We start from the raw sequence: 11,405 nt of genomic DNA on the forward strand, positions 1-11,405 counted from the left end.
CTTAGTATCGTGTTAAAAACCCCGCTGCCTGACAGCCATACTGTCGAGCTGGGGTCTGGGTCTTTCTAATCTGTACCGGAGCCGGGCAACACTCTGCCTGGCATAGGTATGTTTCGGTTCTATGGCCAGCATACGCTCATAAGTGCGCAGCGCTGCCAGGTTCTCTCCCTGTCTTTCGAGGCTACTTGCCCGCACAGACAGGTACTTTAGGTCTGTGCTATACCTGGGCGCCTTCTCCAAGTGTTGCAAGGCCAGTTCATTTTCTCCCAAACCATGGCGCAGCTGCGCCAACTGAAAGTGTGCCGCCTGCAACGTATCTGTAAGTGCGAGTGCCTTTTCGAAACTAACCAGGGCACTGTCCTTCCGGGCAGACTGCAGTTGCAGCATACCTTTGTAATGCCATAACTGCGGATCTTCCGACGACAGCCGCAACCCCTGCTCTGTATGCTTTCTGGCCTGCGCCAGGTCGAGTTGTGCCAGGTATAGCCCCGCCAATGAGCGATGCGTTTGCACAAAGTCAGGCTTGAACTCCAGCGCCCTGTGGTAATGGTTGATGGCAACTGCCGTATCACCAGTCACTTCTGATACCCTGCCCTTGTAGTAGACCGCATAGGGATCGTCAGGTGAAAGCTCGAGCGCCTGGCGCGCAAATTGAGCCGCTTTCGCATACTCTCTCTTATCCAGGTATAGCTCCGTCAAAAGCACGTACAGGGAAGAACTCTCAAACGAGTTTCGCTCTGCCTGCAATGCCAGTGGCAAAGCCTCTTCGCGCCGGCCCATCAGGTATAGCACCTGGGCTTTCACGAAGTAATTAGCAGGGTCCTTAGAGAGCCTGATGGCTTCGTCTACATCGCTTAAGGCTTTGTCCAACTCGTTTTGTCGCAACAGCACCATGGCTCTCCTGGCGTACAGACTGCCGTCGCGCTTCGACCGCTCAATGGCTTCGCTTAGACTAACCAGCTGTTTCGCGGGGTCCTCCACAGCCACCGCCGCCAAGTCTACCATCTGTTCCCGTGTACCTTCTTCTTTGCCGCAACTGGCAAGCATCCATACCAACACTACCCAACTAAAGGCCCAACGAGACACCATGTACTGTCTTTTCTTACTGTCTAGATTGGCGCTAAATTATAGATAATTTGCCTAAATACCGACAAACACACCACCATATAGTTTTGAAACAACACAAAGGGCCTGCTCCCAGATAGAAGCAGGCCCTTTGTGTTGCAATTGTATCCGGTTACTTTTGATATGCTTGCAGCATCATTTTACAGCGCCTGCTCAACTCCAGTTCCTCCTTCGTTTGTAACTCGAGGTTCTGGGCCATTGCACGCTGCAGCGTATACACACAAGCTTCCTTGTTTTTCATTTCCTGATAGATGTTGGCCAGGTCAAAATAATAGCGCAGGTTGTTTGGGTTGTGCAGAATAGCCATCTCCATGGCGTAAATGGCATCCTTATTTGTAGCAGGCTTATCTGCCATCCCACCCAGCATAACTTTATAGGTTGTGACTTCAGCAAAATTGAGATTGGCCATTTTAAAATACCATCGACCCAACAGATGCCAGGCATCAGCATACTTGTCATCAGCTGCCAGGGCTCCATCCAGGTATGACTTGGTTTCGCTGATCATTGCTAACCGCTGCTTCGGGCCCGACACCATGGCTAAAGAAGCTAGCGAGAGCGCCATGGCATAGTTAGAGCGGGCATCCGTAGAGTCCAGCAGAAAGGCACGTTGCGCGTAGGCTTTGGCCGTGCTGAAATGATTGATCTTGCGGGTATCGTCTGAAAAGCGGTTGCCCATTAGGCTGTGCAGGAGACTGGCCTGGCAAAGCGCCTCAAAATTTGATTCGTCAGCGGCTATGATCTGCTCATACACGGCCAGCGCCTCCGTTTCCTTATACTGCTCTTTCAGCTCGTAGGCCTTCTTTAAAAGCACATCATGCCCGGAATCTCCCAGCGCGTCCAACGGACGAACAAGGAAACCGAGCATGATGAGTAAAATAGGTATAGCTTTGAAAAACACTTGCATAATCTGTAATCAGCAACCTAATATATTGCTTTGAAACGACTTATGCAAAAAAGGACTTAATTTAGAACAAATCCAGCTGCTTCTTTTTCTTCAAAGCCTTTTTTGCACTGTCGTCGTCTGATAGTTCTTCTACGGCTTCCAGCGTATCAAGTTGAGCCCCACTTACTTTGGCGGCCTCTTCTGCCAGTTCTTTCAGCTCGGAAGGCAAGGTAACAGGTTCGCGTTTTGTGGTAACTTTCTTAGCTTTAGGCTTTTCCTCCTGCTCCACTTCCTCCAGTTTCGGCACTTTCACGTCATAGATTTTGAAGTAGCTAAGCTTGTTACCCATCGCTTTCCAGCCTTTCACGTCAATGAATTCGCTGAGCAACAGCTTCTCCGTCTCTTTTTCACCTCGCAGCGAACGCTTGAAACTGATGGTCGCCATTGGAACCGGATGGGTTGAAACGGCTTCCAGTCTGGAGTTCTTGGTCTCTGATATAAAGCTGAATTTCTTACCTACCGTAGATGTCTCGATTTTGAAACGCTTCACATAATAGGTTTTATTATCGCCTTCATAATAAATAGTCGATACTACCAACTCCGGATCGAACTTCTGCAGGACTTTGATCTTCTCCACAGTATAGTGGTTGGCCAGATCGAATGTGGTCTGCTCGTAAGTACCGTCTTCGTATACCACCAGAATCGTATCGTCGGTGTTGAAAGAACCCAGGTAACGGCCCCGACCCTCGGTGTTCAAACGACCGATCACTTCATCGTAGAAGATCTCGCGTCCACCCAAAGTTGACTCGCCCAGACTCTTCTGTACCACCTTCTTGATCGGGTACTTCGTCACGATATTACCATTTGATCCTTTGCCCTTTATCATCAGTTCAGCAAAGTCATAGTCGAACTGTTTGATGCGGGCCGTTGACTGTGGTGCCAGGGTGATGTTGACCACCTCCGACTCCGAATTCGGGTTAGCGGTCAGGTAATGCACTTTTGAGTTTTTGTTGCCTTTGGTCAGGTCGTACTCTTTGTCGCGGGTGATAGACTTCACGGAGAAACGCTTCGCAAACGATACGCCTGTTTTGCCATCCACGTAGATCATGTTGTAGACCATGTGTTCGTCGTTCTTGTTGTAAACGCCGGCCATGATAATGTCCTTACCCACGAAGGTTTTCTCGGCTACCTTGGTCACGGTGAACTTGCCATCCTTGCGGAACACGATGATATCGTCCATGTCAGAGCAGTCGCACACGAACTCGTCCTTGCGCAGACCCGTACCGATGAAGCCGTCTTTGGCGTTCATGTAGAGCTTCTGGTTGGCAATCGCAACTTTCTGTGCTGTAATCACATCAAAGGTTTTTACCTGCGTTTTGCGGTCACGTCCCTGACCATATTTCTTCAGCAAGCCTTCGAAGTATGCGATCGCATAACGGATCAGGTTGGCCAGGTTGTCATCCACCTCTGCCATCTCCTCTTCCAGTTTGTTGATATACTCATCGGCTTTGAAAGAGTCGTACTTGGAGATACGCTTGATCTTGATCTCAGTCAGGCGGATGATATCATCCTGGGTTACTTCGCGGCGCAGGAGTTTCTTGAACGGATCCAAGCCTTTGTCAATCGCCTCGAGCACTGCCTCCCAGGTCTCGCACTCCTCGATGTCGCGGTAGATGCGGTTCTCAATGAAGATCTTCTCCAATGACGAGTAGTGCCACTTGTCTTCCAGTTCACCTTTGCGGATCTCGAGCTCGCGCTTTAGCAGGTCTACCGTCTTGAACGTAGAAATGCGCAGCAGCTCGTCCACACTCAGGAAGTGCGGCTTATCGTCGATGATAACACAGGTATTAGGTGAAATAGATACCTCGCAGTCCGTGAACGCATAGAGCGCATCCATGGTCAGGTCAGGCGACACGCCCGGCGGCAGTTGTATCTGTATCTCCACGTCGGCAGCCGTATTGTCGACCACCTTCTTGATCTTGATCTTGTTGTTTTCGCTCGCCTTCACGATCGACTCCATCAAACCCGTTGTCGTGATGCCGTATGGCACGTCGCGGATAATGAGCATGGTCTTGTCTACCTTCTCAATCGTGGCACGCACCCGGATTCTGCCGCCGCGCATACCATGGTTGTAGTTGGTCACATCCACCATACCGCCGTTCGGGAAATCAGGCAGCAGCGTGGTGGTGCGGCCTTTCAGCACATCGATAGAGCCTTTGATCAGCTCTTTGAAGTTGTGCGGCATGATCTTGGTCGAGAGACCCACGGCTATGCCTTCCACGCCCTGTGCGAGCAACAATGGGAATTTCACCGGCAGAGTCACCGGCTCGTTTTTACGGCCGTCGTAGCTTAGCTGCCAGATCGTCGTCTGCGGATTGAACACCACATCCAGCGCAAACTTAGAAAGGCGGGCCTCGATATATCGTGGAGCCGCAGCGCTGTCACCTGTGCGCACATCGCCCCAGTTACCCTGCGTCTCGATCAAAAGGTCTTTCTGGCCCAGATTCACCATCGCATCGCCAATGGAGGCGTCGCCGTGCGGGTGGTACTGCATGGTCTGGCCAATCACGTTGGCCACCTTGTTAAAGCGACCATCGTCCATCTCCCGCATCGCATGCAGGATGCGGCGCTGCACAGGCTTCAGACCGTCCTCGATGGCAGGTACGGCACGCTCCAGTATTACATAAGAAGCATAGTCAAGGAACCAGTTTTCGTAGAGACCGGATACCGGGGTTACGTTATGGATTATCTCTTCCTCACCGTCTGTGAACGCGATCTCCAACTCGTCTTCTCTTTCTATACCTTCGTTGTTCAGTTCGTCGTTATGCATATACTTCCTCTACTATGTCTTTCTCAAACTTCAGATTCTCAATAATGAATTGCTGGCGCTCCGGCGTGTTTTTGCCCATGTAGTAGCTCAGCATTTTCTGGATCGTTGTGTCCTTCTGCAGGAATACCGGCTTCAATTTGATGTTATCGCCAATGAACTTCCCGAACTCGTCTGGTGAGATCTCTCCCAAACCTTTGAATCGGGTGATCTCAGGACGCTTGCCCAGTTTCTCGATAGCAGCCTGTTTCTCGGTTTCGTTGTAGCAATAGATCGTCTCTTTCTTGTTGCGCACACGGAAGAGCGGCGTTTCCAGAATGTACACGTGGCCGTTCTTCACCAGGTCCGGGAAGAACTGCAGGAAGAAGGTCAACAGCAGCAGACGGATGTGCATCCCGTCCACGTCGGCGTCGGTGGCGATCACCACACGGTTATACCTGAGACCTTCCAGGCCTTCTTCAATGTTCAGAGCATGTTGCAGGAGGTTAAACTCCTCGTTCTCGTACACCACCTTTTTCTTCAAACCAAAGCAATTGAGTGGCTTACCTCTCAGACTGAAAACAGCCTCCGTGTCCACGTTGCGTGATTTGGTGATGGAACCACTTGCCGAGTCACCCTCCGTGATGAAGAGCGTGGAGAGCAGCGAGTTCTCATGCTTGTCCTCGTTGAAGTGCAGACGGCAGTCGCGGAGCTTGCGGTTGTGCAGGTTGGCCTTCTTGGCGCGCTGGTTGGCCAGTTTCTTCACGCCCGCCATGTCCTTGCGCTCCCGCTCACTCTGCTCAATACGCTTCTTCAAAGCCTCAGCCGTCGCCTGGTTTATCCGAAGGTAATTATCCAGATGCTCCTTAATAAAATCATTTATATAGGAGTTCACAGCCGGGCCGTCTGGTCCCATGTCAATTGAGCCCAGTTTAGTCTTGGTCTGCGACTCAAAAACCGGCTCCTGCACACGCAGCGAAATGGCACCGACAACAGAGCCGCGAATATCAGCCGCATCGTAATCCTTTTTATAAAAATCGCGGATGGTCTTCACCAATGCCGTACGGAAGGCCGCCAGGTGCGTACCGCCCATGGTCGTATACTGTCCGTTCACGAATGAATAGTACTCCTCGCCGTAGTCGTTACCGTGTGTTAAGGCCAGTTCAATATCCGGTCCTTTCAGGTGGATGATCGGGTAGCGCATGCTCTCCTCGTCGGCTTTGTTTCTCAAAAGATCGAGCAGGCCGTTCTCGGAGTAGAATTTCTTGCCGTTGAAGTTGATCGTCAGGCCGGCGTTCAGGTATACGTAGTTCCAGATCTGGTTTTCCAGATAATCCGGGTTGTACTGGTAGTTCTTGAAGATGGTATCGTCCGGCGTGAAAACCGTAAGCGTACCGTTGCGCTGTGAGGTGGCCTCCAGCGGAAGATCGTTGGTCAGCACACCGCGCTCAAACTCGGCGGCCTTCATCTGTCCGTCGCGCACCGACTGGATGCGGAAATGGCTCGAAAGGGCGTTTACCGCTTTGGTACCCACCCCGTTCAAACCAACTGACTTCTGAAAAGCCTTGCTGTCGTACTTACCACCTGTGTTGATCTTGCTCACGCAGTCGATCACCTTGCCCAGCGGAATACCGCGGCCATAGTCGCGCACCTGCACCTTGTGGTCCGATATTTTGATGTCGATGGTCTTGCCGTACCCCATCACGTGTTCGTCGATGGAGTTGTCGATTACCTCTTTCACCAAAATGTAAATACCATCATCGGCCGAAGATCCGTCTCCCAGCTTGCCGATGTACATACCGGGACGTAGCCTGATGTGTTCGCGGGGCTCCAGCGAGCGAATGCTGTCTTCGTTGTAATTATGCTCTAACTCTGCCATTCTGTAAGCGTAAGTGTATTTGATTTAGTGGAATCACTCGGAAATATAGAAAAATAAAAGAAATCAGGCGCTACAAATAGTTCCGGCGCCTTAATGATTCATCCTGCAAAGAGGGCGATTGCTAATATTTTTAGTCAGCAAATATAGTGATTTTAGTTGAAATCATCAACTACTTCTGTATAACCATCGCACATTCCATACAGTTCACAAAAACCGAAGAAAAGGCAGATATAATTTAGCTAAAATTCTTAGCATAAAAATATTTAGATTTAACTATACTTGCGCATTACATTTGCTTAACTGAATGCGGTCCAACACAGGCCGTATACCTACACACAGACGCACCCTATGGAAATTAAATTACCCCGGTATTTTAAGTATGTCATCATTTTACTGGGCCTCTTTCTAGCTATCTGGACGCTACAGACCTTCAAGTCAGTTCTGATGCCACTGACCTTTGCTTTGCTGTTTGCCCTGCTCCTCCTGCCCCTCACCCGCGACCTCGAAAAATTCCGTGTCCCGCGTGCTTTGGCTATTTTCTGTAGCATTGTGATGGTGGTGATCGTGCTGGGCTTGGTGATCTGGTTTCTGTCCATGCAAGTCATTAGCCTCACCTCGGAGCTGGATGCCATCGGCAAAAATTTCGACGCCTTGCTGACGAAGGTGCAGGATTACCTCTACCACAACTTTGGTATACAGCCGGCCAACAAAAGCGAGCTTTTCCGCAACACGGTGGGCGGCTTACGCGAGATCTCGACCACTTTTGTCGGCAGCACCATCTCGCTGACGACCGGTGCTCTGACGATGATCACCATCGTGCCCATCTTTGTGTTCTGTTTTCTCTACTACCGCGACCACCTGGAGCAGTTCATGTTTAAGTTTGTATCGAAAGAGCGACGAAGCAGTCTCAACCATACCATCGACAACATCCAATTAGTTGCCCAAAGCTATATTTCAGGGTTGATGATCGTGATTGTGATCGTGTCGCTGCTCAACTCGGCTGGCTTGCTTATTCTGGGCGTGAAGTACGCCATCTTCTTCGGCGTTTTTGCCTCTATCCTGACCATCATCCCTTACATCGGCATCCTGATTGGTGCCATGCTCCCGGCGCTGTTCACGCTGGCCACTACCGGAAGTCTTTTCGAGGCGGTGCTGGTGGTGCTGGTGTTCATGTTCGTGCAGTTCCTCGAGGGTAACTTCATCACACCCTATGTCGTTGGTTCCAAGGTTAGTATCAACCCTTTTGCAGCCATCGTCGCCTTGCTAATTGGTGGTGAAATATGGGGGGCGGCCGGTATGATCATCTCTATACCTATGATAGCGATCCTGAAGGTGATTTTCGATGCCTACGAACCGCTGCAGCCCTTCGGCTTTCTGTTGGCTGACATAGACGATGTGAAATCGCAGAAATCGGGGCGTTTCCGGAAGATGTTCGACAAGCTACGCGAAAGAGCGAGAAGGGAGCGATACGAGGATGACCGCGAGGCCGAGCAATAGGCCGGATTTGCTAATTCTATTTGCACCGGGTAGGGTGCGCGTTCAATTTGAAACGTATTGCTAAGAATATTGGTTTACAGGATAGTCCTTTGGATAGCGCCAAAGGTCGCTTCAAATAAGCCTAAAGAGAATCAGCTTGTACGCCATCATAGACATTGAGACCACGGGTAGTCAGCCCACACAGGACAAGATCACCGAGATTGCCATTTTCATTCATGATGGCAAAGAGATCGTGGACAGGTATAGCACCCTGATCAATCCGCAGCGTCCTATACCTTACTACATTTCCCAACTCACCGGCATTACCGACGACATGGTGCAAGACGCGCCTAAGTTCTACGAGGTGGCCAAAGACATCGTGCAGTTCACGGAAGGAATGGTGTTCGTGGCCCACAACGTGCGCTTCGACTATTCCTTCATCAAAAAAGAATTTGCCGACCTGGGCTTCACCTTTCAACGCAAAACGCTTTGTACCGTGCGTCTGAGCCGTTCGCTCATACCTGGCCTTCCTTCTTATTCGCTGGGCAAACTCTGCAAAAGCATCGACATCGACCTGCAGATGCGCCACCGTGCCATTGGCGATGCCGAGGCTACAGCCAAGCTGTTCGACAAGCTGATCAAGATCAACCGGCCGGTGATTGACGGAGCGCAGCACATGGCCGATCCTTCGGAGCAGCTTAAGAACGAGATCAAAGCCTCGCTCCTGCCCCCCGCCATCAGCAAGGAGCAGGTCGATGCCCTTCCGACCGTGCCGGGGGTATACTACTTTTACAACGAAGCGGGCGAAGTCATCTATGTGGGAAAGAGCATCAACATTAAGAAGCGCATTATCCAGCACTTCAACATCGACTACAAAAGCCGCAAATCCATTGAGTTCAAGAACCAGATCGCTGACATCACCTACGAGCTGATGGGCAACGAATTGGTGGCGCTACTGTTCGAGTCGGCGGAGATCAAGCGGATGAAGCCGCACTACAACCGCCAGCAGCGGCGCAGCGTGTTCAACACCGGCATTTTCACCTACCAGGATGACAAAGGCTACAAACGCCTGACTTTTGGCAGCATCAACAAAGCCGACGATGTGAACATGACGCCCATCATCGCGCTCTCGAACCAGTTTAAGGCCAAGGGATTCCTTTACCATAAAGTGTCGAAGTATAATCTGTGCCAGAAGCTGTGCGACCTTTACAAAACGCCGGGTGCCTGCTTCGATTACCAGGTCCACATCTGCCAGGGTGCCTGTGTCGGGCAGGAGAGCCCCGAGGAATACAATGCCCGCGTGGATGCCGCCATTGAATCGTTTACCTACGAGCACAACAGTTTTGTGATTGTGGGCAAGGGACGTGAGTTGGGTGAGAAGTCTGTGGTCGTGGTGGAGCACGGCACCTATCTGGGCTTTGGCTTTGTGGATGAGTATTTCTCGGCCAGTTCGCTGGACGATTTCAAGTCGGAGATACAGCGCTACAACGACAACAAAGACGTGCAGCAGATCATACGCGGCCATATGCGCGGCAAGCACAAAGACAAAGTGCTCATCTTTGATTAAGCACAACAGTCAGGTATAGACCTGTTTTTCTGAAGCGCCTGCCATCAATTTTCGGTTAAGAAATTATTTATCCGTAATTTCAAATCGAAATAAAACTTAAACATTCATGGAAAAACGTTTCAGATCAGGGGTATTGTTCGGCGATGAGGTATCGGAGCTGTTCAAGTATGCCAATGAAAATAACTTTGCGCTGCCAGCCGTCAACGTGATTGGCACAAACTCTATCAACGCCGTGCTGGAAACAGCCAAGGCGCTTAACTCTCCCGTAATCATTCAGTTCTCGCACGGTGGCGCCACCTTCTTCGCTGGCAAAGGCCTGGAGAACGACAACCAGAAAGCCGCCATCGCTGGGGGTGTTTCCGGTGCCCAGCACGTGCACCTGATGGCTGAAGCCTACGGCGTACCGGTCGTACTGCACACCGACCACGCTGCCAAGAAACTGTTGCCATGGATCGACGGTCTGTTAGACGCCGGCGAGAAATACTACGAGCAACACGGCAAGCCACTTTACAGCTCCCACATGCTTGATCTTTCTGAGGAAGAGATCAAAGAGAACATCGAGACTTGCGCCAGCTACCTGGAGCGCATGAACAGGATCGGCATGACCGTAGAGATCGAGCTCGGCGTGACCGGTGGCGAGGAAGACGGTGTGGACAACACAGGCGTGGACAGCTCCCGTCTCTACACCCAGCCAGAAGAAGTAGCTTATGCGTACGAAGAGTTGAAAAAGGTGAGCGACCGTTTCACGATCGCAGCAGCTTTCGGTAACGTGCACGGCGTATACAAGCCAGGCAACGTAGAACTGCGCCCGGAGATCCTGAAAAACTCACAGGATTTTATCAAAGAGAAATTCGGAACAGGTGATAACCCGGTGAACTTTGTATTCCACGGTGGTTCCGGTTCAGAGAAAGCAAAGATCACAGAAGCGATCGGTTACGGTGCCATCAAAATGAACATCGATACCGACATGCAGTGGGCTTACTGGGAGGGTGTGAAGAATTACTACGAGTCGAAGAAAGACTACCTGCAAGGCCAATTGGGCAACCCAGAGGGTCCGGACTCCCCGAACAAAAAATACTACGACCCACGCGTATGGCTGCGCAAAGGCGAAGAGAACTTCATCGCCAGACTGAAAGAGGCGTTTGAGGATCTGAATTGCGTGAATCGCAATGCGTAATCTAGCTTACTGATAAGGGAATGGGTGAGGCGAAAGCTTCACCCTTTTTTTGTTTGTCTGAATCAGGATTTTCAGGATTAAAGGATTGACAGGATTCTCCTGCACGATTGACACACCCCTGCACCTCTCAAGAGGGGAATTTCTGCTACTACCGTTTCGCTGGTAAAAGCTAGCTCTGTTCACTTTTTGCTATGCCGGGTCCAACCACCCCTGCCCCTCCTTGTCTAAGGAGGGGAGCTTTACCCCATCCCAGCCTTCCCCTAAAAACAGGGGAAGGAGCGGTGCACGATTGACATCCCCCTGCCCCCTTCGAAGGGGGACTTTCCCGCCGTTGCCAGTGTCAGGTATAAGCTTCGTCGTTTCTGTCACAGAACATTGGCAGGTATGGCAAGACTAAATTGCACGTTAGCTACAAAGCAAATCACCTTCCACGGTGCACTTTTCGGCGCTCCACTGTTTGAGCGTTCAGCGAGTTTGGAGCGTCTTGACTTT

Annotated in this window: 7 protein-coding genes; 3 read left to right on the plus strand and 4 right to left on the minus strand. The window is 50.9% G+C overall.

The genetic code is table 11. The features are described from left to right. Nucleotides 1–12: 12 nt before the first annotated feature. The 4 genes from IEV97_RS00920 to IEV97_RS00935 form a co-directional block, all read right to left on the minus strand. On the minus strand, nt 13–1,089 hold the full coding sequence (locus tag IEV97_RS00920) for a tetratricopeptide repeat protein (protein WP_188499631.1): 1,077 nt from the start codon (nt 1,087–1,089) through the stop codon (nt 13–15). A 148-nt stretch (nt 1,090–1,237) separates the two neighbouring features. Continuing rightward, on the minus strand, nt 1,238–2,029 hold the full coding sequence (locus IEV97_RS00925; protein ID WP_188499632.1) for a tetratricopeptide repeat protein: 792 nt from the start codon (nt 2,027–2,029) through the stop codon (nt 1,238–1,240). Between the two features lie 61 nt (nt 2,030–2,090). Further along, nucleotides 2,091–4,838, minus strand: coding sequence for a DNA gyrase/topoisomerase IV subunit A (locus tag IEV97_RS00930; RefSeq protein WP_188499633.1), 2,748 nt, complete (start codon nt 4,836–4,838; stop codon nt 2,091–2,093). Next, entirely contained in the window at nt 4,831–6,693 is a 1,863-nt protein-coding gene (locus tag IEV97_RS00935) for a DNA topoisomerase IV subunit B (RefSeq protein ID WP_188499634.1), read from the minus strand. Before IEV97_RS00935 ends, IEV97_RS00930 begins: the two co-directional genes overlap by 8 nt. A 348-nt stretch (nt 6,694–7,041) precedes the next feature. Between IEV97_RS00935 and IEV97_RS00940 the strand changes: the two genes are divergently transcribed. The 3 genes from IEV97_RS00940 to fbaA all read left to right on the plus strand — a co-directional run bounded on the left by IEV97_RS00940 (nt 7,042) and on the right by fbaA (nt 10,913). Continuing rightward, nucleotides 7,042–8,190, plus strand: coding sequence for an AI-2E family transporter (locus IEV97_RS00940; protein ID WP_188499635.1), 1,149 nt, complete (start codon nt 7,042–7,044; stop codon nt 8,188–8,190). Between the two features lie 136 nt (nt 8,191–8,326). Continuing rightward, entirely contained in the window at nt 8,327–9,736 is a 1,410-nt protein-coding gene (locus IEV97_RS00945; protein ID WP_188499636.1) for an exonuclease domain-containing protein, read from the plus strand. A 106-nt stretch (nt 9,737–9,842) separates the two neighbouring features. Beyond that, the gene (fbaA, locus tag IEV97_RS00950) at nt 9,843–10,913 is read left to right on the plus strand and encodes a class II fructose-bisphosphate aldolase (protein ID WP_188499637.1); all 1,071 of its coding nucleotides are present in this window, start codon (nt 9,843–9,845) and stop codon (nt 10,911–10,913) included. Nucleotides 10,914–11,405: the final 492 nt, after the last annotated feature.

The sequence above is a fragment of the Pontibacter amylolyticus genome, from assembly GCF_014638845.1.
GTDB classification, from domain to species: Bacteria; Bacteroidota; Bacteroidia; order Cytophagales; family Hymenobacteraceae; genus Pontibacter; species Pontibacter amylolyticus.

Coding starts and splice junctions, on each gene's coding strand:
- fbaA (WP_188499637.1), top strand. CDS start 9,843: ATGGAAAAACGTTTCAGATCAGGGGTATTGTTCGGCGATGAGGTATCG.
- IEV97_RS00940 (WP_188499635.1), top strand. CDS start 7,042: ATGGAAATTAAATTACCCCGGTATTTTAAGTATGTCATCATTTTACTG.
- IEV97_RS00930 (WP_188499633.1), bottom strand. CDS start 4,838: ATGCATAACGACGAACTGAACAACGAAGGTATAGAAAGAGAAGACGAG.
- IEV97_RS00925 (WP_188499632.1), bottom strand. CDS start 2,029: ATGCAAGTGTTTTTCAAAGCTATACCTATTTTACTCATCATGCTCGGT.
- IEV97_RS00935 (WP_188499634.1), bottom strand. CDS start 6,693: ATGGCAGAGTTAGAGCATAATTACAACGAAGACAGCATTCGCTCGCTG.
- IEV97_RS00920 (WP_188499631.1), bottom strand. CDS start 1,089: ATGGTGTCTCGTTGGGCCTTTAGTTGGGTAGTGTTGGTATGGATGCTT.